This window comes from Streptomyces sp. NBC_01474 (assembly GCF_035918215.1).
GTDB classification, from domain to species: domain Bacteria; phylum Actinomycetota; class Actinomycetes; order Streptomycetales; family Streptomycetaceae; genus Streptomyces; species Streptomyces aureus.
Genome location: NZ_CP109449.1, coordinates 9,616,604 through 9,641,641, shown reverse-complemented (window position 1 = coordinate 9,641,641; position 25,038 = coordinate 9,616,604). Strand labels below are relative to the sequence as shown.

Here is a 25,038-nt window from a genome sequence, read left to right as displayed (position 1 = left end):
GACATGCACGGGCGAGGCGCCCTCACCTCGCCTTCCTCATCGCCTCCGTCCCGTACGGCGTCGCCGCTGGTCTGCTGCAGCTCCCGGCCGCCCGCACTCTGCACGGCCAGGCCGGAGGCAGAGGCGGCAGCGGCAGCGGCAGCGGCAGCGGCAGCGGCAGCGGCAGCGGCAGCGGCAGCGGCAGCGGCAGCGGCATGATCGTGCTGACGTTCGTCCTGGTCCGTGACATCGCCGCACCGACCGAAGGACGCCGTCGCCATTCGCCACCACGCCCCACCTGCAACGCAGTTGAGAATGACCCCTCGGCGCCGCCTCAGGGTCGGCATCACGGGAGTAACCGGGCTGCCGCTTCACCCGAACCGCTTCGCTCCCTACGACCTGCCGTAGCTGCGCGCGGCATGCAAGCGCCTGGCCGCACCGTCAACCTGCCCCGCGGGGAAGTCCGACGCGGGCCAGAAGCCTTTCGCAGGCAGGATCACAGAAGCAGTGCTGCCCGGCGACACATTGCCACTCCCTCTCTGAACCCGCCGTCATGTGACTGACGTGTCCTCCTCGCCCTCACATGTAGGTACGCACACCGGTTGTCCGCACACATGTGTCGCCGTCTCCCGGCGGACATGCGATCGATAAGGAATGCAATGAGACGACTTCTGACCGTCTTCGCGGCCGCCGTGCCGCTAGTGACAGCAGCGGTGTATCTGCCATCCGCCGCGGCGGAACCCGAGAATTCCGCCTCCACCACCTTCCGGTGCGCGTCCACCACTATCCCCCTCAAGGCGCCGGCCGGCACCAAGATCGAGTCCTTGACCGCGGTGAGCCGACCGACAGGGACCGTCGAGGTTCCCCCCGTCTCACCGCTGCCCGGGGACACGATCCAGGACGTGCCTGCCCACTGCGAGGTGACCGCCACGGTCGGCCACCCGGGGGCCGGCGATCACGCCAAGGTCCAGGTGTGGTTGCCCGAAAGCGGGTGGAACGGCCGGTTCCAGGCCGTCGGTGGCAGTGCCTTCGCAGCCGGCGACTACGGTTCAGCGCTGGCCGGCGCGGTCAAGAACGGCTACGCCGTCGCGACCACCGATGCCGGTGTCAGCAGCTACCTCGACGTCAGCTGGGCCCTGAACAGCGATGGCAGGATCAACAAGGCCTCCCTGGAGAACTTCGCCTCGCGATCCGAGCACGAGGCCGCGGTCGTCGCCAAGCAGGTCGTCAACGGTGTCTACGGCCGGCCCGCTTCGTACGCGTACTTCAACGGCTGTTCCACGGGCGGCCGTCAGGGCTACGTCGAGGCTCAGAACCATCCGGGCGACTACGACGGCATCCTCGCCGACGCGCCCGGTATCAACTGGGACGAGTTCGAGGTCGCCACGGTCTGGCCGCAGGTGGTGATGAACGAGGAGCACACGTACCCCACCAAGTGTGAACTCGCCCTGGCTACCCGGTCCGCCGTCAAGGCGTGCGACACGCTGGACGGCGCCGCGGACGGCGTCATCGGCGACCCGGCCACATGCGACTACGACCCGCGCCGCCTGATCGGCACGACGCTCGAGTGCGACGGCGAACAGATCACCTTCACGGCCGCGGACGCCACCGTGGTCCGCAAGATCTGGGACGGTCCGCGCGCCACCTCGAACAAGAAGCTCTGGTACGGCCCCGCGGTCGGCGCCGACCTCACCGCGCTGGCCGATTCCAAATCCGGTCACGACGGCACATCCGTGGGTGCGCCGTTCCCGGTGCCCGCCGAGTGGGTGTCGACGTTCGTCAAGAAGCAGCCCGCCTACGACGTCTCCACCGCCGGCTACAGCGAGTTCCAGAAGCTGTTCCGGCAGTCCCAGGCTGAGTTCGACGACGTCATCGGATCGGACGACCCGGACCTGTCCGGCTTGCGCAAGTCCGGCGGCAAGCTCTTGACGTGGCACGGCCAGGCCGACCAGCTGATCCCCACCCAGGGCACGATGGACTACCGGGAGCGGGTCGAGAAGGAGCTGGGCGGCGCGCAGCGAGTCGACGACTTCTACCGGCTGTTCCTGGCTCCGGGTGTCAACCACTGCGCCGGTCCCGGCAACACGGGTCCCGCGCCGACCGACGCGCTCGGCGCGCTGATCAAATGGGTCGAGCAGGGCAAGGCCCCGCAGACGCTGAGCGCCTCTGTGAAGGACCCCTCGGGCAAGACGGTCACCCGTGACCTGTGCCTCTACCCGCGGGTTCCGCAGTACAGGGGAAACGGCGATCTCGCGGACGCGAGCAGCTTCCGCTGTGTCCGCCCGCACCACTGACCCGCAGCGTCGTCCATGCGTGAGGGACGGGTTGCGACCGAGTAGACAACGGTCCTGACCCGCCCCTTCTTCTCATGCCGGGGCTGATGGCAGGCCGGATCGGCGTGGAGACGCTCAGCACCGACGTCTTCCACGCCGCGTTCGCCAACACCGTGCCCGAGGCTTCATGGCTGCTCGACCACGATGTGTGCCCTGCGCCCGGCCTCCCGCTGTACGACCTGGCGGGTGCCTACGGCCCCGTATCCCCTCTCCGACGGACCGCGTCGTCGAAGCCTCAAAGACGGGACCACCGAGATCCGACGCGCACGTGCCCGACCTCTCCATGCCCAGCGCTCACGGCACCCCACCGCCGCGACAGGACAGCGCCCGCGTACTGGACAGCTTCTTTGCGCGAGCCACATGCGCCACGCGCTCCGGCGGAAGACGGCTGCGCGGAGCCACCTCCGCCGTATGGACCGGTCACCGGCATCGCACTGGGCGCGGCGCAGCAGCTGACGAGCGAACTCGCGTTGCCGGGCGCGGACACCGTGTTGTCGTCCTCCGGGGCAATGCCGGCCGCACTGCCGTCGTGCGCCGCGGCGACCGAACCGGCGGCGCTGCTGTGTCACAAGCGGCTCGGGTTCACCGGGGACCTGTGCCTCGGTGTCGGGCCGAGCCGGCTGATCCCTTCGTCGCTCGCGTCCCCTGACCGGAGCGCACACAGAGGTCGCCTCTCTGGTGCAGCGCGTCGCGACGGCCGCCGCACGCTCGGCGGCGCACGCGGTCCTGTTTCCCCCGACGAACTCGGACGGGTACCGCCCTCTCGAGTCTCTCGTCGTGGACAGCATCGCAGCGCTTCCGCACGTTCGGTCTACGGTGGATCTCCTGCTGACCGACGGCGCCAGCTCTCCCACTGAAGGTGATATCCCGTGACGAGAGTCGCATACCAGGGCGAATACGCATCCAACTCGGCGACCAGTGCCCAGAACCTGTTCCCCGGATGCGCCGAGCTTCCCTGCACGAGCTTCGAGCAGGCTCTGGACGCGGTGACGCTCGGCACGGCCGACGTAGCAGTGATCCCCGTCGACAACTCGGCCGCCGGGCGCGTCGCCGACGTGCACCATCTGCTGCCGGAATCGGGCCTCTTCGTCATCGGCGAGTACTTCCTCGCCATCCACTTCGACCTCGTGGGCGTCCCCGGAGCCTTGCTCGACCAGATCGAGTGCGTCCGCAGTCATGTGCACGCCCTCGGCCAGTGCCGGAAGGTGCTGCGCACGGGTGGCTGGCGCACGCTCGTCACCGACGACACGGCGGGCGCGGCCCGTGAGGTGGCGGAGCTGGGCGATGTCCGGCACGCGGCGCTCGCCCCGCCCGCCGCGGCACGACACCACGGCCTGGAAGTACTGCAGGCGGGAGTCGAGGACGACCCGGAGAACACCACTCGCTTCGTCATCCTCTCCCGCGACGCGGCCATCGCCCCGGTCACTGACGAGCCGACGATGACGAGCCTGTTCTTCGCCGTACGGAACATCCCCAGCGCCCTCTACAAGGCCCTCGGCGGCTTCGCCAGCAACGCGGTGAACCTGACCAAGATCGAGAGCTATCAGATGGGCGCCGGTCTCAACCCCAGTTGCTTCTACGTCGAAGTGGAGGGACACCCCGACGAGCCCGGTGTCACGCTCGCCTTGCAGGAGCTGCGCTTCTTCTCCTCCGAGGTCCGCGTCCTCGGCGTCTACCCGGCGCACCCGCACCGGCTGCGCGAGCGAGCCGCCTGAGGCGCCGCGACGCTGCGGCCGGCTCCGCGTGAGTCCGGCCGGTCAGTCGCCGTCAGACCGTGGCGCCGCTCTGGCGCGCCCGGTAGGCGGCGGCCTTGACCCGGTTGCCGCAGGTCCGCATGGCGCACCACTCGCGCCGATAGCCGCGCGAACGATCGAGGTAGACCTGGGTGCACTCGGGGCGGGCGCACTCGCGCAACAGCGCGCCTTCGTCGCCGCCGAGGATCTCGACCGCCTCGCGAGCGACGGCCGCGAGGCCCTGGGAGACGGACCCCGTGTGCATCACTCCGTCCGGCCCGAGCTGCGCCTTCACCGGCAGGCCAGCGGCGTGCCGGTTCAGCTCGGCAACATCGGCGGCGGGCAGGGGCTCGGCCGCGAGGCGCGCCGCCACCAGCGAGTAGATCACCTCCCGCAGGTCGATCGCGGTCTCCAGGTCGACCTCGTCCGCCCCCGGAGGCGCATCGAGCATCTTGGACTCGACGAACCAGTCGTCGAGCAAGCCGGGCGTGGCAAGCTTCTCTGCCGGTGCGGCATTGCGACGCGCACGCAGAGTGCCGACGAAGTCGAGTGGGAGCGTCCCACAGGGGAATGCATGGTTCACGTCACCATATTGACCGGTGACTGGCGAATGTGCAATGCCCAAGCCGGCCCCCTCGATTCTCGGGCGCCTCGCACGCCTCGCACGCCTCGCACGCCTCGCACGCCTCGCGCCAAAGCCGCGTGCCCTCTTCGCAGCGCGTCGCGCCAAAGGGACTTGACTGTACTTGTCGACGCAACGCGGGTGTGCCGACAGTCACGTGGATGGCCCCTTTGCGCGGGTGGATGCGGACGAGGGCCGCACGACGCTCCTACGACAGTCCGAGCAACAGCGAGTCGGGATGAGGCAATCGTCGCCCCCTGTGGATGTCATGGTGCCGGGACGGCGAATCATCGTACGGGGGCTCCCACGACTTCCCGGCCGGACGGACGCCGGACCCGGTCGCCTGCCGTGGCATGGGCGGCGGAACTCATACGCCATATATTGGGCAGGCACGGGAGCCGGACGTCAGGTCACACGTGTGCGTCTCCATCGTGCACGCGGCTTCCGGTCGAGCCCGACGGAGCCGAGGGGAGCGCCAACACCGCGCCCTTTTCAGTGCACAGATCAGCGCACGGCAACCAGAGACAGACACATAGCCACTGAGCCGACGTCGACATTTCTCGCCGCACACGAAATGTGTTCAGACGAGGGGCACACGCCCAGGCCAGCAGGGAAGGCAGCCCCTCGCAGGCTCCGGCAGGCGTCACCGCCCTGGGTACCATGTGTGTCACCCATTTCAACCCAAGGGAGAGTGAACTGGTTGTGCCCGACCAATCAGCCGAGACGCTCCGGTTGCGGTACGTCCAGCAAGCCACATCGGACCTGAAGGAGAACCGTCGCCGGCAACAAGAACTGTCCGAGAAGCTCAAAATGTTGAAGCAGGAGGAAACGCTCCTGACCGACATCCTGAGCCTCACGGAGCGGCTCCACGACCCCGCGGAGGCACCACCGGTGACCGAACGAGCCCAGGACGAGGCCACGTTCACGCGCGGGCGCTTCTCCGGCAAACCCGCGACCACTACTGCCGGCAAGGCCCGTCGCCCTGCCGCGACGCGGTCGGCCAAGAGCTCCGGCACGGCAGACGCCCAGGGGAAGCAACGCCGGCCCCTGCTCGGAGAGCTCCTGACGGAGTTGCTCGCAGCGTCCGACGAGCCCCGTCCGGCGAAGGAACTCCGCGACGAACTGCTGGAGAAGCACCCGGACCGGACACCGACCTCGCAGGTGGTCCGCAACACCCTGGAGGCTCTCGTCGCCAAGGGCCGTATCCGGCGGCACAGGCAGAAGCATTCAGTGACGTACGCGCTCGTGAAGTCGGACGCGCAGTAGACGCGACGGCCCGGACAGATTCGCCGTTCCCTCCCTCGAACACGGTGGGTGCCGCCAAGGCGCCGACCACGCTGCGTCGTCCGACCACTCGCTGAGGCGGGGCCGAAGTCGAAGTCGACGTGCAGGTCGAGATATCCCGACGGGACACTTGCCCATCGCCAGGTATGGCTCCCCCCTTGCACACTCACCTCCGCCCTGACGCGGTAACGCTCAAGACTGCGGACGGTGACGTCGTCCTGGGAGGTGGTCGCGCGGATGTCGAACCCAGCGATGCCGTCGCTACCGTCGACCGTCAAAGCGTCGGCCCCACTCTGCACGGCACAGGCGGCGCCGGGGCCCGCACGAGGCCGTACGGGCATAAGAGATCGCAGCCTCGCGGAGCGCCGCCGGGTGCCCCAGCCGCTCCGCCGCGTCCTACCGCGACAGCGCTCCCTCGGTGGCACACCGGTCAGCGATCGGGCTCCGCGATTGATCACCCTGCGGCGGGCCATCCGTGAGCGCTGAATGCCGAACTCCGAGACCGCAGGCCAAGCCATGGCATCCGAGCTACGACGCATGCGGAGCGTTCGTGGAACGGCCACGATGACCGTTCCACGCACCTGCAATGCAGTTCGCCCGCGGCGAGAGCCGGACGGAGACGGAGCCGATGTGCCGCAGTCAGGTCCCCTGCCGCCGGTGTGACGCTCGGAGTGCAGCCAGGGACGGTCAGGCCCCTGGCTGCACCGGTCCGATCAGGGTGCCGGTGGCGACCTTCAGCCCGCCCTCGGCGAAAGACGTACCGGGGATCTGCCCGTCCGGGGCCTGGAGCGTGAAGGACGCCTCGTCCGCGGAGACCTGGCGGGCGTCGTTGGGGACCTGGATGTCGAAGTGCACCGGGTGGCCGGGACCGAAAGTCACCACGGCGCGCTGGTCACCGTAATGGCCGGGAGTGATCCGGGTCTGCGAGCCGTGCTCGGAGAACCACACGTCGCTCGGCGAACCGGCAAGTTCGCAGGGATCGTACCCGTGCGGTGCCCTCAGGGTGACGCGGTAGTGGTGGTGCCCCGCGCTGGCGGGCGCCTCGGTGATCTTCGCGGTGTGGTTGGCGGGACGGCACGCGGAAGGAGCGGTGCCGCTCTCGGCCGCGGGGGAAGCCTGCGCAACCGCGGGTGCCGCCGCCGCAAGCAGCACGGCGACGAGGGTGACAGCGGTCTTGTGGTTGGTACGCATGAGCAATCCTTGCCTAGCTCGATGGCCCCGCGGGTGCTCTCCTACGGAACCATGGTCGCTGTAACCAATGCCCCCTCGCGCCCTCCGGGAATGTCCCAAGATCGTCACCGCCATGGCGACAACCGCCACACGACGACATCGGGCCGGCGCCCGCTCTTCGCCCCGACCCTTGCTTCATCTATCGAAACTCGATAGATTTCCATTGCAACTCGATGGAAGGATGGATCGTGGGGAAGCTAACCGTGCGCGCGTTGCGCGCCGTGCTCGCGGTGGTGCTGGTCGGCACCGTGTTCGTACAGGCAGGGATGGTGTGGGTGTTGGTCAGCGGGAGCGACCCGGAGGACGGGTCGCTGCCGCTGACCGCGCTGCGCGTGATCACGATCCTGGGCATGGTGTCGGTCCAGGTCGCCCTGGTCTGTGTGTGGCGACTGGTGGCGATGGTCCGACGCGGGACCGTATTCTCCCCTGCCGCCTTCCGGTATGTGGACGGAGTGATCGGCGCGATCGTGGCGGCTTCCCTGATGTGGTTCGCGGTCACGGCCGTCAATGCGCCGGGCCAGCGGGACGACCCGGGCGTCACCGTCATCATGGGCGGGATCGGCCTGGCCATCCTGGGAGTCGCGCTCATCGTGCTCGTGCTGCGGATGCTCCTCGCCCAGGCCGTCGCGCGCGACGTCGAAGCCGCGCAGATGCAGGCCGAGCTGGACGAGGTCATCTGATGCCGATCGCCGTCGACATCGACGTGATGCTGGCCAAGCGCAAGATGTCCGTGGGCGAGCTCGCGGACCGCGTAGGGATCACGCCCGCCAACCTGGCGGTACTCAAGAACGGCCGCGCCAAAGCAGTGCGCTTCGCGACGCTCGCCGCGCTGTGCGAGGTGCTCAAGTGCCAACCGGGCGACCTGCTGCGCTGGGAGACCGAGGACACCGCGGGCGGATGACGCGCCCCCGGGCGGGCGTGGAAACGCCTGGTGCCACCGGCCGGTGACACGGCACGTGGGCCGCATGGACGTAGATCGCCGATCACTCGCAGCACCGCCCCGGCCCCGTTGAGTGGATACCGGTCGACCTGCACCGCACCGTCCTGGTCGGCGATCGCGACCTGCGAACACCCCACCGCAAACCCCGTCCTTCCGGCGCGGAAGGACGGGGGCTCGTCGTTGGCCGGGCGACCAGGGGTTCGCCGTAGCCGCTCGACACCTGATTCATGATGATCTGTGAGTTCGCCGCGGTTCTGAGAACGTGACAGGCACGGACTTCCAGGATCTTGGGGTTCTCGACGCCCTGTGGTCCGACTGGAAGACCGTGCCTGCCGACGCATCAGCTCTGATCCCGCCTGCCTCTGACCATCTCCACGAGCATCCCGGAGCCGTGCCCGTGGAGATCCCGGGCCTGCTGGAGCGACAGGCCGAGGCGCCCGATCCTCGCGATCCGCAGTGCAGCCCGCCGCCTGTGCCGTTCAGAGCACCATCCGCAGCTCAGCCCGCCGCCTGCCCCGTTCAGAGCACCAGCCGCAGAACGCCTGAGAACCGGTCAACGCACCCGCGCCCGCGCCTGCGTCCCGTGACGTCCGGAGCGTCCGGTGGCGATGCCACTCAGTCAGACGCCCGTCTCACCGTTTCCTTGAGGTTGGCGGTCTCAGCCGGAACTTCACCGTTGCGCGTCCACGATTCCCCACGTCCACCACCCTGTACGGGCGTCAACACCACGCATCGTTCGCGCGAGCCAGAACCGCGCCGGTCGCACAGCGCGTCCTCGCCTGCACCAGGTGCATCAACAACCTTTATTCTCACCTGAGTTACACCATTGCCAGGCGCAAGAGCTGGGAGCCGGATCGCAATGAGCAGCACCAACAGGGACGAGCAGGACGACTCCGCCGAGGGGGGCATCAAACCCCTCGCGGCCTTCGACCCGGTGCGTATCGGGCCGTATCTCCTGCTCGGTCGGCTCGGTGCGGGTGGCATGGGGCGGGTCTTCCTTGCCCGTTCCGAGAGCGGGCGCACCGTCGCCGTGAAAGTGGTGCACGAAGAGCATGTGTCCGACGAGCGGTTTCGCGCACGGTTCCGGCGGGAGATCGACGCGGCGCAGCGCGTCGGGGAGCGCTACACCGCTCCCGTCCTGGACTCAGGTCCCGACGACGAGCCGCCGTGGGTCTCGCCGCCGGGTATGTTCCCGGGCTCTCCCTCGACCAGGTCGTGCGCCGGCACGGACCGTTGCCCACTGCGTCCGTGCGCGCCGTCGCGGACGGGCTGCTGCGCGCTCTGCAGGACATCCACGACGCGGGGATCGTGCACCGCGATCTGAAGCCGTCCAACGTGATGCTGACCATGGACGGGACGAAGGTCATCGACTTCGGCATCGCGCGGGCCCTGGAGACATCCGCAGAGGCGCCGCTGACCAGTACAGGGATGGCCGTGGGCTCGCCCGGCTTCATGTCGCCGGAGCAGATCCAGGCGCAGCGCGTGGGGCCGAAGAGCGATGTGTTCACCCTGGGGAGCGTGCTTATGTACGCGGCCACGGGGCGGCTGCCTTTCGGGCACGAGGCCAGCAATCAGCACGCAGTCATGTTCCAGATCGTGCAGGACGAGCCCGACCTGGACGGGGTCGACGACCCCGCGCTGCGGGCGCTCATCTCGCAGTGCCTGACCAAAGACGCCGGGCAACGGCCGGACGTGGACACGCTGTTGGCGGACCCTGAACTGGTCAAGACGGTCGCGGCCAAGAACACCCTGCTGCCCGCCGATGTCGTCGCGCACATCGCACAGCAGTCCGCGCGGCTGCTCGACGCCGAGGCGGCGCCTCACCGGGCGGAGCCCGTGGACCGGTCGACCGTCGGGCTGCGGCCGCAGCCCGGACCGCCGGAAGCCGTCCCCCCGGCGGGTGGTTCCACGACGCCGAAACCCGAACGGCGGCCGGCCCGTCGGCGCCGCACGCTGATTGTCCTGCCCATCATCGCCGTCATCGCCGTCGGCGGCGGTGCGGTTGCCCTGCTCCCGTCCTTTGGTGGTGGCGGGGACGGAACACATGCCAAGTCGCCCCAGAACGGCGCGAGCGCCACTCCTGCCGGGAGCAAGGCGCCGAGCGAGGCGAGCCGTTCACCTTCCGGGAAGGGGAAGGAGGGGAATGACAGCAAGGAGCAGCACGGCGACAAGGGCGAGCGGAGCGCGGCGAAACCCAAGGAGAGCAGCGGGAGTTCCACGTCGTCCAGCGGCGCCGGCGGCTCCGACACAAACGGCGGCTCCGACAGCGGCGCCACCAGTAGTGGGTCCGGATCTTCGGCCTCGGGCGGCGGAGGTTCGTCCGGCGCCGGCGGCTCGTCCACCGGCTCCCCGCCGCCCGCTTTGAAGAGCTACAGCGTCAAGTACACGAATTCCTGCTTCGGCGCATGCTCCATGCCGGTTCTCGTGAGCTGGTCGGCGATCTCCCGAGCGACCCGCTACGACATCCACTACACGAACAAGGGCGGCCAGTACACAGACAAGAACGTCGACACCATCCATTCGACCGGCAACACCAGCTACACGATCACTGGGCCTTACTCCGGTGACGAGATCTGCGTTTCGGTACGCGCGGCCAACAAATACGGAGCCTCTGCCTGGGCGGAGACCTGGTGCACCACGGTGCCCTACTAGGGCCTGTTGCGAAGTGGAGGCTGGGCACCGGTCGGGGCTACGGAACAGGTGCACTAGCGAGGTCCAAGTCCTGTTCGCCCGTCAAGGAGTTCGCGGACGATGTCCAGATGGCCAGCGTGACGCGCGGTCTCTTCAATCACATGCATGATGATCCCGCGCAGGTCGGTGAGTTCGTCCCCCAGGGGATCGGGGTGACGACCCCGCGGGGGTGCCGACAACGGCGTGCAGGCAATCACGGCATCGGAACGGCGACACTGGTCGTCGTAGAAGGCGAAAACCACCTCCGGCGCTCGCGGTGTCGTCAGCGGGGCATGGCCATCAGGCCATGCCATCGGCTCGGCCGCTCCGGTGACGACCTCCTGGAACCAGTGCCTCTCAGCGTGCCCGAGATGTTCTATGAGCCCGAGGGGCGTCCAGCCGGAGGGCAGGACCGACGTGGTCAGTGCCTGCGTGTCGAGCCCGTCGACAATGGCCAGCACGCTGGCTCGCTGCGCCGCGAGGAACGCCGACAGAATCTTCTTCTCCTTGCCATCTGAGTTCATGCACGCATGGTGCCAGTAGCCACTGACAACGCGGCAGCGATCTGCCTGCGGCGTGAAACGTGGATCCCGCCGCGTGAAGGCCCAGGGTCACAGCCACTCGTTGATGGCAGCGACGAGGATGGTCGCCTCGTGGCGGACGGCTAGCTTGTCGTAGCGCGTGGCGCCTGCGCGGTGTCTCTTGAGGCGGCTGATCCCGCACTCGACCGCGTGGCGTCGCGGGCGGACCGACAAAGAGACAGAGCAAGATCTCACTCCGGCTGCAAAGGTCTTCGGTGGGCCGGCGCCCTTGCCACCCGCCCCGGCGGGATTGGACGTACGTCGGTCAACTCCATGCCCTCGACCTCCGCCTGCTCCCCGGGCACGTCACCGCGACGCTCCGCGTCGCTATCGCAGGATCCGCTTCACCCCCGATCTGAAGGCGGTGCACTGCGAATGAATCCCGGTAGCAGCTGTTACTGCTGGTCGGAGACTCCTTGCTGCTTGAGGGCCTGGTAGCGGTTGGCGAGGGCGTGGAAGGCCTCCTTGGGTTCCCAGGGCATGTCCGGGTAGGTACGCGCGTCCGCGGGGTAGTCGCTGTGCTCGTCGAGGATCTTGACGATGCCGTAGGAAGCGAGGTCGGGGTCCGGTCCGGACATACGGTGGGGGGTGCCGTAGCCGGCGAAGCTGAACCAGAAGACGGAGTCGACGCCTTCCTCTTCGAAGACGGGCATGAGGTCGTCGAGATAGCGGACCTGCTCGTTCTCGTCGCGCACCAGGTCCGGCTTGGGGGTGACACCGTCCGGCTCCATGGCCATGTACCAGCCCGAGCCGCCGTAGTCGCCCGCCCCTCGGAAGGTGCAGCAGCCGACCTCTATGATGGCGACCGGCTTGCCCTGGGCGAACTCCTTGCGCAGGTCGTCCCGGTAGGTGGCGGCGTTGCGAAGGCCCCGGAAGGCATCCAGACCGATGATGTCGAAGGGGCTCCAGTCCACGCCGTCCAAAGGGCACGAGGCGTAGCTGACCGGGCCCGCGAAGAGGGGGCGGACAGTGCGGACGACGTCCCCGAGGAAGGCGTTGACCTTGTCGGGGATGGGCCGGAGTGCGGCTGCGCGGCCGGGGCCGGCCAGGACCGGGATGCGGTCGTTGAAGGTGTCGCCGGGCAGGTACCCGCGGGCGAACAGGCTCAGTTCGCAGCCGGTCACGAGGACGACCTCGGCGCCGTCGTGACGCAGTCGTTCGGCTCGCTCTGCGCAGTCGGCGAAATACGGCAGCATCTGTTCGTCGGTCATCTCGCAGGGAAACGGCGAGAACCAGACCTCCAGCCCGACATCCGCCGCATGCCGGGCGGTGGTCTCGATCCGGTCCAGGTCGCCGCCCGTGATGCGGATCGCGGTGCAGTGCAGGTCCTCGGCGATGACCTGCATGTCCCGCGCGACGGCATCGGCGTCGAAGAGCGGGCGGGAGGTATCGCCGTTGGGAAAGGTGCCGGTGTCGTAGTGGATGCCTTTGCCTCGCATGCCTTGCGCCTCCGATAAGAATCCACGTGTCACTTACGGAGCGATCGTCAAGTCTCCAGCGGCGTCACAGTCAAGCCCGGATGGTGATCAGCCGTGTGAATCCGATCGCTGCCTGCGCGCCGACACCTCCGCCCTCCTCAGACCGTTTCGCATGATGGGCGGGTCAAAAACAGCGCTCGGCGATATGTGACAAGCCGGCACGCAAGTTGCACGAGGGCATCATGAATGTGAGCCCTGCGTTCTCGGCGGATGCGCGCACGTCGGAAGCCATGGAGCCAGGCAAATTCCCCACCCGCGCGGTCACACATCCCCACGGGGGTGGCGAAAGGAGGGGGCGCGGACGGTACCGGAGCCGGTCTGTCTAGGAGGCGTGCAGCCAGATCCGCAGCGGACCCACGGGTTCGAAGCCATGGCGGACGGCGGCCACCAGGTCGTCGCCCTGCTCGTAGCCGACCACTGGGAGGGTGGGGAACAGCCGATGCACCGCGCCCAGCACGACCGGCCAGGCTCTGTCAGGGCCGCCGTCCAGCGCGAAGACATTGGAGATTCCGACCACGTGGCCGCTGCGGCTGGCCACCGCCCCGGCGACCACTCGGCCGCCGGTGGACTGCCCGGCGAGCACGAAGACAGCGGGGTCGTCGAGCAGTTCGGGCCGGAAGAGGTCCGCGTTGCCCTCTCCGTCGTCCCAGGCGAGGGCCCACGCGCGCAGCCTGTCCGGCGAGCCCACCACGTACCAGTCAAGATCCGAAGTGAGGGCGGGCGCACTCGCTGGGCGGTGTATCCACTGCGCCTCGAACAGCACCTCAAAGCCGGCCTCCGTCAAGTCGAGGTCGGCGAAGCTGTCCTTGACGGAGGCGCCCGGTGTCACCGTGTCGATCCGGGCCACCAGCGGGGCCCGGTCAGCCCTCGGCACCAGCGTCACCGCGTCGGGGTAGTAGAGCGGCGTACGAGCCGGAGCGGCCCATGCTTGGGGTCCGAACTCGCCGGCCGAGCCGTGCGATCGGCCCATCGCCGCGCACCACTCGGCGTTGTTGCGGGCGGCGGCCAGGACCAGGAGCTGCTTCGGCGTAGTCACGAGTGCTGATCATGACGCGTCCGGCCCGGACCGGCGAACGGTTTATCGCCGCGCGCCGGACAACAGCCTCCGAAGTCCCGGCGGCCAGCCGGCCCGTGGGGGTATTGCGTGACCCGCCCGCATGGGTTCCTCACCCGAAATCCAGTGGACGGCGTTGGGACCTCAATCGTCATGGCCGTCACCCAGCAGCTCGCCCGCGTCCCGGCGGACCATCTCGCCGCCTGCCGCCTGCCGCCTGCCGCCTGCGGCCAGTCAGCCGGCAGATCGCTGCAAGACACCCTTGCCGACACCACCGGCGGTCTCGAACGGAGATCCACTCTGGCATCCGCCGCTGGCCGACATCCTGGAGCTGGACTGGACGCCGTCTCTGGTCGTCCGGGCATGCGAGCCGGCCGCTCTCGACGGGGACCGTTTGCACGCTCTCCTCGACAGGCTACCGACGGCGATACGACGATCGACCTCGGCTTCCCAGAGTTCGAGGCGCAGAAGGCGAAACTCCTCGGCCAGGAGACCACCCCCAGATCATGCCTCCACCGTGCCCCCACAGCGGTGGGGGTGTTCCCGGGCGGTGCGCAGGAGCTGACACCCCGTGGCGTGCCGCGACAGGCCACCTCTTGGAGGCGCCGACATTGAGGGCCCTCTGCGACCGCACGACACAGCAGTGGATCTCAAGGACCATCCCCGTCAACATGGAGATGTCTACCGGGAGACGAGCAGCAGAGTCCCCCTGCTATGGTGCGCCGATGTCATCGATCAAGCAGTTCCAAGTCACCTTCGACTGCGCTGAACCTGAGCGCGTCGCTCGGTTCTGGTGCGAGGTGTTGGGGTACGTCGTATCGCCGCCGCCGAAGGGGTTTGACACTTGGGACGATTTCGATCGCTCGCGGCCGCCTGAGGATCAGGGTTCATGGTTCGCCTGCAGTGATCCCTCCGGGGTCGGCCCGCGACTGTTCTTTCAGCGAGTTCCCGAGGGCAAGGTCGTCAAGAATCGGGTGCATCTTGACGTGCGGGTCGGCACCGGGCTCGTGGGGGAAGAGCGCCTCGCCGCACTCGAGGCCGAGTGCGCACGCCTGGTGCCCCTCGGCGCGGTACGCGTGCGGCTGTTGCTTGACGACAACGACTCGTGCATCGTCATGCAGGACATCGAGGGCAACGAGTTCTGTCTCGACTGAGCATCCCCCGAGACGGCAAGGTGGGGAGCCGTCTCCCTCGGCCTTCCTCAAAGCTGGTGTGTGGGGGGGAGTTAGCGCGTGAGGGCGAGGTTGTGAAGCCGGGCGAGTATCTGCGACGCCGCGGCATTCAGCACCCATCCCGGAGAAGAGCGACAGCCAGGCCACCCGCCTGTGCAAAGGCCCTCACGGCGGGCGGCCCTCGGCGCGGCTCCCAGAATCCTGTATGAAGTGGTGTCCACGAAGAAGGTCGCGGTCTTCTCCTGAGATCAAGGCCGGAGCAGACCACTTCACCGCAGTCACCGCCAACCGGGCCGTCGCCGCAGCAACGGCCCTGGACGCCCCCTGATTCAGGCCGAGGCCCACCGCATGGTCGCCAGCGCCTAGCGTCGCCACGCCCAGCACGCCAAGTCCCTGGCCGTCGCAGTCCGCGCCACCGCCCGCGGCATCCCTGTCACCGGCCTGCCCCAGGAACGCCTTCGTACGCCTTCACTGGGAGACCGCCCGTGCCTACGCCCAGTGGATCCGCTGGGGCCAGTGCCTGACCGAACTGCCGGCCATCGAACGCATCGCCCCGCAGGAAGTACGCCGTCCCGCCCTACGGGAGCTGGCCCGCACCATGCCGCGCAGCCCCGCACCCGCCGCGACGCGAAAGGCTACGCCTCCCGCATCAATGCAGCCTGACCGCAGGACGATTGTCCGTCTCACCATGTTCGTTCGTGCCTGTCCGGAATCCCCTGCACTTTGATGACTGGGGACGTAGTTCGCGTAGGCCGACGGCGCCACCAATCGCAAAGGCACTCACAGCAGAACGACCAGGGCTCTGTGCATCCGCCGCACAAACGATCTCTCAGTGATTGCTCTCCAGTACGGCTACTTCGGAACCTGGAAGCCCCCGATCTTCTGCTCGAGCAGTTCGGCCAGTTGCAGCGGGGTGCGGTCCTCGAACATCGGACCGATGAGCTGAACTCCCACCGGCAGACCCTCGGGAGACCGGCCCGCCGGTATGGCGGTGGCGGGTAGACCGGGCATGGTGGCCAGACCGGCCCAGACGAGCTGGTCGAAGTACGGGTACTCGACGCCGTCGATGTCGATCCGCCGTGCCCTCGGATCGGGGTTGTGGTCGTGCGGGAACGCGGGAGTTGGCGTAATGGGACACACCACCGCGTCGAACTCGGCGAAGAGCTGCCGCCAGCCGTGGCGGTGAAGTTCGCGATGGCTGTTCGCCTCGATCCAGTCGTGGTGGCTGAACACCATGCCGCGCAGCCGCGCCGCGTCGAGACTCTGGTCGTCCGCGCTCAGACCGGCGGCGCGGGTCCGCAGCTGCTCGTACGCTTCGACGGGAAAACGTGCAACAGAGCTCGAGAACAGCAACTGCGTGTAGAGCACCGCGGCTTCGGTCAGATCGGGAAGCAGCGGACTGCGCCGCTCGACGCGGGCCCCGCCGTCGACAAGTGCGTCTGCCACCCGGTTCACGCCCGCCCGCACAGCGGCCCCGGTAGCAATGAGCGGATGCTCGTCGAGGACCAGGACCCGGAAGTCGCGCAGCCGCTCGTGGCGCGTGGGCGGCAGCGCCAAGTCGTGCGCCACACCGAGCGTCAGCGGGTCCGGTCCGGCCATGACATCGAGCAGGAGCGTGAGATCGCGGGCCGTGCGCGCCATCGGACCGACGACGGCGAGGTCAAGGTCCGCCGGCAATGCCGGCGCGTGCGGCAGGACCATACCGCGGGGGGCCGCCAGCCCGAGTGTGGGCTTGTGCGCGTAGACGCCGCAGAAATGTGCGGGAGTGCGCAACGAACCGGCGATGTCTGAGCCGATCGACAGCACGCCGAAACCGGCCGCCAGGGCCGCCGCCGAGCCACCGGAGGATCCGCCCGACGTGCGACCGTGATCCCACGGGTTATTGGTGGTGCCGTAGATCTCGTTGAAGCTCTGCACATCTTGCAGCCCCAAAGGCACGTTGGTCTTACCGAGCACCACCGCTCCTGCGGCCTTGAGCCGCGACACCTGCACCGCATCCTGGGCCGGTACGAAGTCCCGGTACGGCGGCATACCCCAAGTCGTGGGCAGTCCGGCGATGTTGAAGGACTCCTTGACCGTCACCGGAAGACCGAGCAACGGTCGGTCCTCCCCGCGAGCGCGCGCCTGGTCGGCACCGTGCGCGGCCGCCCGCGCACGGTCGAAATCCCGCACACAGACAGCGTTGATCCCCTTGTCGTCCCGCTCAATACGAGCGATCGCCTCGTCAATCAGTTCCGCCGAAGTCACTTCACCAGCACGCAAAGCGGCCACGAGATTCTCGGCCGTCCGAAAGTTCCACTCCATGAAACCGACCGTATCGACCACTCTCAGAGGTCATAAAATGCCGCTACGCGCAACGGGTTGAATGCGTCAGCCCTCACGATGTTCTTCCGGCCACAAACAAATCACCCGCCCGAGGTGCCCAGAAGACAACTGGCAAGAAGGCGGCCGTGCTGGTCGCAGCGATCGACGAGTGGCTATGAGCCGCGCGGCCGAGCGACTACTAGACAACGCAGAACTCGTTGCCTTCCGGGTCCTGCAGCACGACGGCGTAGTGCCCCATGTCCGGCTCATCCGCGGTCCGAAGCACGCTGGCACCGGCGTCGATCAGTCTCTCCACTGTGGTGGTGACTCGCTGCGTGCGGATCGTCAACGGGACGTCGCGCCCGCCGCCGACCTTCAGATCGAGGTGTAGCCGGTTCTTTCCGGCCTTGAGTACCGGGACCTGCTGGAACCACACGCGCGGCCCTCGTCCTGCGGGATCGACGATCGACTCCGGGGTATCGCCCGCACCGACAGGCAGCTCCTCCTCGGGCACCCCCGTGGCTGCCCAATACTCTCGCCAGGTGGCACGGCCGCCAGGTGGAGGTTCGGGTACGTATCCCAGAGCCTCGCTCCAGAACACCACCAGCCTCTGTACATCGGTGCAGTCGATCGTCAGTTGCAGCGTCATCTCCATACCCGGAGCCTGACACACACGTCTGACACTCATGCAGGACCGAGCCACCGACCGGAACGACACATTCTCGCGGCCGCACACACAGTGCGCCGCACCTCGTTGGGGCATACCGCCGACCGGCCAGGACAGCGGTTCCCGCCACCATTGCACACCTCTTCGGGGCCGCCGCCGACTGGGACAGACCCGTAACCGAGCCGATCTTGACCCCAATCGGTGGCATAGCCTCCCGCGGCACCCGTCCCTTCAGCGAGCGCCGGGTGCCAACTGTCGTGCGAAGCCTCAGGTGCTCCATCACGGCTGCAACGGAGCACTCGAGCTGGCGCCGATGGACCACTGTGATGCTCAGACCCGGCCCAACGCCCGCCGCATGGACACCGCCTGGCGGTGAGCGTGCCGACGGTCACGCCAGATGGGAGCACATACTCGGAGCGTCCCGGTTCGGAAGTCACCGCAGGGTGGGCGGCGGGGATCGATCCCGCGAGCACGAACACTGGCGGCCCGTCCGCGGGGGCGCCACAGCCGGGCCTGGGTGAACAGACCGGGTTCGGTCCCGTGAGCATGCCGCGATCGACACGGCGCTTCAGTGGCTGGTCCACGCCGTAGCCCCGGATCGGGGTACATGCAGGCCACGGGTCGGATGCATGGTTCCGCCATCTGCATCAGTCGACGGCCTTCAAGTCGCCCAGCGCGTCCGCGAGGTCGACTTCGGTACGGCCACGAGTCTGGAGGCCCTGCTTGAAAAGCTCCGCCGTGCGTTGCTGTGCTGCCTCACCCCGAACAAGTTGCTGGAACAGGGCGGCATCTGCGCGAACATCGGCAGGATTTGCCAGGCTGATGGCGTTGACAGCTGATTTGGCGGCAATCAGTGCATCGCGCGGGAAGTTCCCCATTCGCGCGGCAATTCCGGCCACGAACTCGTCCAGTTCGATGTCGGGCACCGCGCGGTTGATCCATCCGTAGCGTTCGGCGAGTTCGGCATCGAAGTCGGCCGACGTCAACACGGCTTCGAGCGCTCGGCCCCGGCCAAGCAGACGGGTCAGGTGTTGGATCGCTCCCGCGCCGGGCGGGGTGCCGATGCCGACTTCGGGCTGGCACAGGACAGCGTTCTCCCGGGAGGCGAAGCGCATGTCGCAGGCGAGGAGGAACTCGCTGCCCGCTCCCCGTGCCCGGCCGCGCACCTTGGCAATGGTGACAGCCGGGATCTCGCTGAGCCTGCGGAAGAGCATCCCCAGGGAGGCATCGCCCGGACCGCCGGCTTTCGCGGCTTCAGCGGTGTATTCAGGCACCTTGGTCAGGTCTACGTGCGGGAAGAAGAAGTCGGGGTCCGCACTGTCGAAGACCACCACCCGTGCAGTCGCCGGTCGGGAGAGCTTCTCGATCAGCCCCACCAGATCGCGCACGAGCTCGGGACCGATGAGGTTGATCGGCGGGGCGTTGAAGGTGGCGGACAGGACGTTGCCGTCCAACCTGGTGCTGATGGTTTCGTACGAGGCGGTCATGTCCTCTTCCTCTCGGCGCTCATCACGGCCCGGCGGCAATCCCGGTTGTCAGGGCTGGTGATCCTCAAGTCGCAGCACCACCGATGCGGCAACCTCCTTACAGCCGCTGCAACGGTCAGGGAGAGGCCTCAACCCCACCCGGCGCAGGCGCCCCTGCCACTCTTCCCCCGATCATCCACTCGCACAGTTCTGGAGGACGGCCGGACGCGCCAGGCACGACGCCCGCGCAGCAACGACTCCGAGCAGTCAGGCACGCGACCTCAACGGCTGCCACGGGATGCCGTTTGCCGGATCGGACTATTCACCGAACCCGCTTCAGGGTCGCGACTTCCCCGATGCTTGAGTGAGTTCAAGCGTCAGGAGCGACAGCATCTGATGACATGGCGAGTGGTCCGGGTGCCGGATCCAGGTCGATGGGGAACACAGATTGAGGACGTTCATCGAAGGCGAGGCTCTTAGCGGTGCCGTTGAGGTGCACCCAACACGACAGATGTGTCGCAGGTGTGAGGCCCACTTGGATGTACCGAGGTAACGATCACTCCGCTGATCTGGTGTTTTTGCGCTTGTTGGCATTGAAGCGCGCCTTCTTCTGACGATTCCCGCACGTGTTCATGTCACACCATTTGCGGGTGCGGCTTTGGCTGGTGTCGAAGAAGGCGGCTTGGCAGGTTGGTGATGCGCACAAGGCCAATTTTCCGTCTCGTTCGCCTGCGATGATGCTGATCGCGTCGGCGGCGATCACGCTGAGGGCATCTTCCACGCAGGAAGCCGAGCCGAGCCGCCATCGCCGCTTGCCCTCGGGCGTCAGGACAGCCGCGGCCCGACCCTGAGCGCTGCAGTCATTGATGACTTGGACAGCAGACGCAGGGAGAGCGTCCTGGATCGCGGCCGCTGTCGCGGTGGCGTGAATCGACTCCCTCAGTTCCCGAGCGAGGTCGAGCTGGGCCGTGGTGCAGGACGCCACGGCGAGGCCGTTCACTGCCAGCCAGTCGACGAGTCGGTGCGGCGTGGGAATGCGCTCCACAGCGTCGCCGTGACGCTCCGACAGAGTCCCCGTGAAGCTGGTCGCCAGCACGGTACCGAGGCGGAAGTCAGGGAATCGAGCATGCATGGAACCACCTTAGGCGGTTGCAGCGCGGCTCGGAGAACTGCTAGAACCGCCTTAGCCGGTTCCACGATGGCCAGGAGGTCTCATGCCCCGTCCAACGAGCGACGTGCAAGCATTTGAAGCCCGCGCAACTGACGCTGACCTCGACGATCTGCGGGCGCGACTGGCCGCGGCGCGACTACCCGAGGCTGAGACGGTCCATCGCGCCGCGCCCGATCCACGCCGATGGAAACAGGGCGTTCCTCTCGCCGACCTCGTCGGTGTCGTGAACTACTGGCGCACCGGGTACAACTGGCGGTCGTTCGAGGAGCGCCTTAACCGGATCGGCCAGTTCCGTACGACCATTGGTGATCTGGGAATCCACTTCCTGCACCGTCGATCCGCGCGCGCAGACGCCACTCCTCTGATCTTGACGCACGGCTGGCCAGGCAGCATTGCCGAGTTCATCGACGTCGTAGACGAGTTGACAGATCCGAAAGATGCAGACGCGCCGGCGTTCCACGTCGTGGTCCCGTCGCTACCAGGCTTCGGTTACAGCGACAAGCCGGCCACCACCGGGTGGGGAACCGAAAAGATCGCGGCCGCATGGGTGGAACTGATGGGACGGCTCGGCTACAGCAAGTTCGTAGCCCACGGCGGCGACTGGGGAGGCAATATCACCACGGTTCTCGGCGGCAGGTTCCCGGCCTACGTTCTCGGGATCCACACATTGTTCGCGGAGGCGCCGCCCGGGTTGACAACGGACGGGCTCACTGCGGCCGAGCGCAAGTGGACCGAGGAAACCCGCGATTTCTGGCGCCACCGCGCGGCGTACGCGAAGCAGCAGGCGACCCGACCGCAGACCATCGGCTACTCGCTCGTCGACTCACCGGTCGGGCTTCTTGCCTGGATCCTTGACAAGTTCGCCGAGTGGTCAGACACCGAAGACAGCCCGTTCGAGAGGATCTCCAGAGACCGCATTCTTGACGACGTCACCCTGTATTGGCTGACGCGGACCGGCGCATCGGCAGCCCGCATTTACTACGAAAGCCACAACTCGCTCGATCCCGAACTCCGGGTCGACGTCCCGTCAGCAATCACTATGTATCCCCGCGACATCGAGAAGTGTCCGCGCCCCTGGGCACAGGAGCGGTACCGACAGATCGTCCGATGGAGGTCGCCCGAAATCGGGGGACATTTCCCGTCGCTGGAGGTTCCCGAGCATTTCGTCAAAGATCTGCAAGAGGGCCTCGCGGCAGTGCTGGCCGCTCATCGGTGAACGCGGCTGGGCGCCGGCACTCGATCACCGTCTGATCCGGCTCAAGGCGTTGCCCGACGGCTTCCAGACCGAGTTCCTCGAAGCGTGAACGAGCTCGGTCGGCGGGCCCACCTGCGGGGCACGTGGTCTGCCGAGCGGCCCGCAGGCGCTACTGGTCTATCAGCAGATCCAGTCCTCGCTGGCGCGGTGCCGGTCAAGTCCCACTGCGGCGAACTCATCGCTCGAACCCGCCGCCCGGATTCCGAGCTCACGAAGGGCCTGCGCGACCGGTGATCCCTGGGCAGCGACCGGCTCGCCTTCCAGAAGGTGCAGGGGTCCAAGAGCCAAGCACCCATCGCGCCACACGGCGCTGTTCTCTTCGCCCACCCCTCCGAAGTATTCGGATTCGACATAGGCCACCGGGCCGGCTTTCGACCACTCTGCAAGCATGACGTCGACGCCGGAAGGCAGACGCCAGAACTCCGGAGGACCCACAGCGCAGTCGCTGCTGAGTTCATGGAAGAGGACGCCACTCATGGGCAGCAGCGCAAGCCCATGCCGCAGAGGCGAGTCCGGGCCGATGGAAGTGCTGCTACGGCGGACGTCACGAGTCCCGCCGACGCGATTACCGCTTTGAGTTCCGGTGTGGGTGATGGCGATACCTCAAACCCCCACCCCGTGCTCAACAGCTCCTCAGACCTGCTCGCTTCGGTTCCCCATATGGGATGACGCCCGTCGTCTGTCTGATCTCGCCGATCACGCGTTCGGCGAGCGGCTGGAACCTGGTTATCAGCGTCCCGGCAGCGTCTCATCCAGCCAGTCGAAGACGATGTCGCAGTGCTGCTGCGGGGCCATCGGGGAACAGTGCAGCTGCGCGCCGGTGGCCGCGGTGAGCTTCACGTAGTCCTTGGGGGACGTCAGCTTGTCGAACATCGTCCGCGGCTGTCCGGGATAGAACTGCTCGTCCTCGTAGTCAAGGACCAGGGTGGGCATCGTGATGCGGCCGACCACGCTCGTGATGGTCAGGGACTCGATGCTTTTGGCGGGGGTGTAGAAGTCCGTGAAGACCTTGCCCTCGCGGGCAGCGAGCATCGCCGGGATGGAGAAGGGCTCGAAGCGCTTCTCCATCGTCGCGGCGGCGGCCGCAGGCAGCTCGGGGGCGACCTCTTTGTTCCAGATGTTGTTGGTCTTCGCCTTGTTCGGGGTGAGGATCTTGCGAATCTCCGGAGGGAAGCCCAGCCAGGGTTCCAGGCATCCGGGCATCGCCACCAGGGCAGCGATGCGCTTCTCGAAGGCCGCGGCCCTTGGGGCCAGGTTGCCCGCCATGCTCAGCCCAGTCAGGGCGATCCTGTCGGCGTCCACGTCGGAACGGGCGACCAGCCAGTCGACGAGCGGCGTGACCACCCTCTCCCAACGCGGCGTGAAAACCACCCGGTCCACAAAGAGCAATTGGCCCTGGCCCGGCCCGTCGTACACGAGGGCGTTCCAGTCACGCTCCAGGGCTGCCGAAACGCCGTAGGCCCACATGTCGACGTTCTGTCCATCGCTGCCGTTCGTGAGGATCACGGTGCGGCGCTGCTTGCCAGAGTCGTCAGGGCGGAAGAACCACACCGGCAGCGGGGTCTTCCCGTAGGGGATGTCCGCCGTCACCGGCGCCGGGTCGCACAGCTCACAGAACTTGTCCCAGGCGCCGCGCCCGGCCCTGTACAGCTGCTCCTCGCTCTCGGGGGTGTCGGAGCCGAGGACGAAGAACAGAGCCTGGGCGTAGTACTGCGCCGCCCGCAGAGCGCGCAGGCGCCTGGTCTGCCGGTCGGGCTTGCTGCCCTCGGGCGCCCCCATCAGCTGGTCGCCGAGCTTCTTGAAGGTCTCGACGTACGTCTGCGCGGAGAGGCCGGCCTTGTTGATCGTGTTCACCGCGGTGAGCACCTCGCCCACCTCGCTGCCGCCGAACCCGGCCCCGCCGAGGGCCCAGAGGCCACTGAAGTTGAACGCCGGGTCCCGGAAGAGCGTCATCACCCCGGGCGTGGCACCCACCGACGAGCCGGTGTCCGACGCCGTGGGCCTGGGTGCGACCCCTTGTGCGGAGGTTCTGTCCGAGGAGGTGCAACCGGCAGCCAGCGCGACCCCGGTCCCACCGACGAGCCCGGCGAGCGCGGTGCGCCGGGTCAGGTGGGATGCGTCCTGCGATGCGTGCGTCATGCCAGCTGACCGTATGGCCCGCGCCGCCTGCCCTTCCCTTCACGACACAGCTCGTTCCCCCGACTGGAACATCCGGTCAGCGACCCCGTGCCGCGATCCGGGCGGCCACCATGGAGAGAGGCACGGCGGCGGCCCAGCTGTAGATCGCAACGGCGGGCGAGACTCGTGCGATCCCCACCGAGAGCAGAAACACGACAGCTTGAGCAGGGAGTGGGACGTGGCGCCAGGGTGCGCCGGCGGAGTGGCTGGTGCGCAGTTCCATCGCATAGAGCACCAGTGCGGCCGCGCCGATGACGGCCCCGTACAAACCCGGACCGAGGAACTGGTCGCCGTAGTCCTCAAGAACCTTGGTGGGAAAAGGAATCGACGACAACAGCAACAGGAATGTCACGTTGAGCCAGAACAGGTACGAGTCGATCGGCCCCGCGTTCCGCAGCGCCGCGTGGTGGGCTCGCCAGAACAGCGCGATCACCACCGCACTCAGCAGGAAGGCGCCCGCCTGGGGACTGAGCTTCCTCCAGCGCCTGGTGCAGCTCTGCCCCGTGAAGTCCCCCGGGCAGCTTGATGTCCAGCACGAGCAACGTCATGGCGATGGCCACCACGCCGTCGGTGAGAGCGAGCATCCTGTCCTTCGATACAAGATCCACCCCGGGTTGGCCGAATGGCCGCCCTTCACTTTCGTTCATGGAGCCCGTCGTAGCACCCGCCCTCCGTGGGCGGAGCCAAGCAGGCGCGTGTCGCGTGTCGTCCACTCGTCGCCCGTCGTGCACCGCCTGAAAGCCTCTGTCGGCCGCGCCCAGGATCCCCACGATCCTCACTTCCTTGAACCCTAAAGCAACGGGCACCATGAGCAGGCGGGGGGATTTTCGGAAACCGGCAACGCCGTCTCACGCTCGCCGTCGCAACCACGGGCGCGTTGCTCGTTCGGCTCAGGGACGTGACGGAGACAGCAGCGGAGAC

22 protein-coding genes and 2 pseudogenes are annotated in these 25,038 nt (G+C 67.6%); 9 read left to right on the top strand and 15 right to left on the bottom strand.

The window, feature by feature from the left end:
- Positions 1 to 22: 22 nt before the first annotated feature.
- A complete protein-coding gene (locus tag OG758_RS44080; protein WP_326715044.1) occupies positions 23 to 229 on the bottom strand; it encodes a hypothetical protein in 207 nt (68 codons plus the stop codon).
- A gap of 409 nt (positions 230 to 638) precedes the next feature.
- On the opposite strand from OG758_RS44080, the gene OG758_RS44075 reads away from it, so the two are divergent.
- Positions 639 to 2,273 carry a DUF6351 family protein gene (locus tag OG758_RS44075; protein ID WP_326715043.1) on the top strand — a complete coding sequence of 545 codons (1,635 nt, stop codon included), beginning with the start codon at positions 639 to 641 and terminating at the stop codon, positions 2,271 to 2,273.
- A 908-nt stretch (positions 2,274 to 3,181) separates the two neighbouring features.
- Positions 3,182 to 4,027 (top strand): prephenate dehydratase, encoded by an 846-nt coding sequence (locus tag OG758_RS44070; protein ID WP_326715042.1) that lies wholly within the window; start codon positions 3,182 to 3,184, stop codon positions 4,025 to 4,027.
- Between the two features lie 52 nt (positions 4,028 to 4,079).
- Here the strand turns inward: OG758_RS44070 and OG758_RS44065 are convergent, their stop codons facing one another.
- Positions 4,080 to 4,628 (bottom strand): CGNR zinc finger domain-containing protein, encoded by a 549-nt coding sequence (locus OG758_RS44065; protein ID WP_326715041.1) that lies wholly within the window; start codon positions 4,626 to 4,628, stop codon positions 4,080 to 4,082.
- Between the two features lie 741 nt (positions 4,629 to 5,369).
- On the opposite strand from OG758_RS44065, the gene OG758_RS44060 reads away from it, so the two are divergent.
- Positions 5,370 to 5,933 (top strand): hypothetical protein, encoded by a 564-nt coding sequence (locus tag OG758_RS44060; RefSeq protein ID WP_326715040.1) that lies wholly within the window; start codon positions 5,370 to 5,372, stop codon positions 5,931 to 5,933.
- Between the two features lie 705 nt (positions 5,934 to 6,638).
- Here OG758_RS44060 and OG758_RS44055 read toward each other — a convergent pair.
- Positions 6,639 to 7,142 carry a hypothetical protein gene (locus OG758_RS44055; RefSeq protein WP_326715039.1) on the bottom strand — a complete coding sequence of 168 codons (504 nt, stop codon included), beginning with the start codon at positions 7,140 to 7,142 and terminating at the stop codon, positions 6,639 to 6,641.
- A gap of 227 nt (positions 7,143 to 7,369) precedes the next feature.
- On the opposite strand from OG758_RS44055, the gene OG758_RS44050 reads away from it, so the two are divergent.
- From OG758_RS44050 to OG758_RS44035, 4 genes are all read left to right on the top strand, one after another.
- Positions 7,370 to 7,861: a DUF2975 domain-containing protein gene (locus tag OG758_RS44050; protein WP_326715038.1), complete on the top strand. Its 492-nt coding sequence runs from the start codon at positions 7,370 to 7,372 to the stop codon at positions 7,859 to 7,861.
- Positions 7,861 to 8,082: a helix-turn-helix domain-containing protein gene (locus tag OG758_RS44045; protein WP_326715037.1), complete on the top strand. Its 222-nt coding sequence runs from the start codon at positions 7,861 to 7,863 to the stop codon at positions 8,080 to 8,082. Before OG758_RS44050 ends, OG758_RS44045 begins: the two co-directional genes overlap by 1 nt.
- A gap of 898 nt (positions 8,083 to 8,980) precedes the next feature.
- Positions 8,981 to 9,445, top strand: a complete 465-nt coding sequence (locus OG758_RS44040) for a hypothetical protein (RefSeq protein WP_326716304.1) — start codon at positions 8,981 to 8,983, stop codon at positions 9,443 to 9,445.
- Entirely contained in the window at positions 9,337 to 10,773 is a 1,437-nt protein-coding gene (locus tag OG758_RS44035) for a protein kinase domain-containing protein (protein ID WP_326716235.1), read from the top strand. Before OG758_RS44040 ends, OG758_RS44035 begins: the two co-directional genes overlap by 109 nt.
- Before the next feature lie 53 nt (positions 10,774 to 10,826).
- Here the strand turns inward: OG758_RS44035 and OG758_RS44030 are convergent, their stop codons facing one another.
- From OG758_RS44030 to OG758_RS44015, 4 genes are all read right to left on the bottom strand, one after another.
- On the bottom strand, positions 10,827 to 11,315 hold the full coding sequence (locus tag OG758_RS44030) for a DinB family protein (protein WP_326715036.1): 489 nt from the start codon (positions 11,313 to 11,315) through the stop codon (positions 10,827 to 10,829).
- A gap of 87 nt (positions 11,316 to 11,402) precedes the next feature.
- Positions 11,403 to 11,546, bottom strand: coding sequence for a hypothetical protein (locus OG758_RS44025; protein ID WP_326715035.1), 144 nt, complete (start codon positions 11,544 to 11,546; stop codon positions 11,403 to 11,405).
- A gap of 221 nt (positions 11,547 to 11,767) precedes the next feature.
- Positions 11,768 to 12,811 carry a hypothetical protein gene (locus OG758_RS44020; RefSeq protein ID WP_326715034.1) on the bottom strand — a complete coding sequence of 348 codons (1,044 nt, stop codon included), beginning with the start codon at positions 12,809 to 12,811 and terminating at the stop codon, positions 11,768 to 11,770.
- Between the two features lie 361 nt (positions 12,812 to 13,172).
- Positions 13,173 to 13,886 carry a hypothetical protein gene (locus OG758_RS44015; RefSeq protein WP_326715033.1) on the bottom strand — a complete coding sequence of 238 codons (714 nt, stop codon included), beginning with the start codon at positions 13,884 to 13,886 and terminating at the stop codon, positions 13,173 to 13,175.
- Positions 13,887 to 14,629: 743 nt separating this feature from the next.
- On the opposite strand from OG758_RS44015, the gene OG758_RS44010 reads away from it, so the two are divergent.
- On the top strand, positions 14,630 to 15,058 hold the full coding sequence (locus tag OG758_RS44010; protein ID WP_326715032.1) for a VOC family protein: 429 nt from the start codon (positions 14,630 to 14,632) through the stop codon (positions 15,056 to 15,058).
- 870 nt (positions 15,059 to 15,928) lie between these two features.
- On the opposite strand, the gene OG758_RS44005 is transcribed toward OG758_RS44010, so the two are convergent.
- From OG758_RS44005 to OG758_RS43990, 4 genes are all read right to left on the bottom strand, one after another.
- A complete protein-coding gene (locus tag OG758_RS44005) occupies positions 15,929 to 17,380 on the bottom strand; it encodes an amidase (RefSeq protein ID WP_326715031.1) in 1,452 nt (483 codons plus the stop codon).
- Between the two features lie 199 nt (positions 17,381 to 17,579).
- Positions 17,580 to 18,035, bottom strand: a complete 456-nt coding sequence (locus OG758_RS44000) for a VOC family protein (protein ID WP_326715030.1) — start codon at positions 18,033 to 18,035, stop codon at positions 17,580 to 17,582.
- Positions 18,036 to 18,694: 659 nt separating this feature from the next.
- Complete coding sequence (locus OG758_RS43995; protein WP_326715029.1) at positions 18,695 to 19,534, bottom strand: enoyl-CoA hydratase/isomerase family protein; 840 nt, start codon at positions 19,532 to 19,534, stop codon at positions 18,695 to 18,697.
- 535 nt (positions 19,535 to 20,069) lie between these two features.
- The gene (locus OG758_RS43990) at positions 20,070 to 20,645 is read right to left on the bottom strand and encodes a CGNR zinc finger domain-containing protein (RefSeq protein ID WP_326715028.1); all 576 of its coding nucleotides are present in this window, start codon (positions 20,643 to 20,645) and stop codon (positions 20,070 to 20,072) included.
- A gap of 82 nt (positions 20,646 to 20,727) precedes the next feature.
- On the opposite strand from OG758_RS43990, the gene OG758_RS43985 reads away from it, so the two are divergent.
- A complete protein-coding gene (locus OG758_RS43985) occupies positions 20,728 to 21,900 on the top strand; it encodes an epoxide hydrolase family protein (RefSeq protein ID WP_326715027.1) in 1,173 nt (390 codons plus the stop codon).
- Positions 21,901 to 22,059: 159 nt separating this feature from the next.
- Here the strand turns inward: OG758_RS43985 and OG758_RS43980 are convergent, their stop codons facing one another.
- From OG758_RS43980 to OG758_RS49215, 4 genes and pseudogenes are all read right to left on the bottom strand, one after another.
- Complete coding sequence (locus OG758_RS43980) at positions 22,060 to 22,416, bottom strand: hypothetical protein (RefSeq protein ID WP_326715026.1); 357 nt, start codon at positions 22,414 to 22,416, stop codon at positions 22,060 to 22,062.
- A 252-nt stretch (positions 22,417 to 22,668) separates the two neighbouring features.
- On the bottom strand, positions 22,669 to 24,078 hold the full coding sequence (locus tag OG758_RS43975; protein WP_326715025.1) for an alpha/beta hydrolase family protein: 1,410 nt from the start codon (positions 24,076 to 24,078) through the stop codon (positions 22,669 to 22,671).
- Positions 24,079 to 24,154: 76 nt separating this feature from the next.
- Positions 24,155 to 24,589, bottom strand: a pseudogene (locus tag OG758_RS43970) (TMEM175 family protein); the annotation flags it as partial.
- A 25-nt stretch (positions 24,590 to 24,614) separates the two neighbouring features.
- Positions 24,615 to 24,701: pseudogene (locus OG758_RS49215) on the bottom strand (TMEM175 family protein); the annotation flags it as partial.
- Between the last annotated feature and the right edge of the window lie 337 nt (positions 24,702 to 25,038).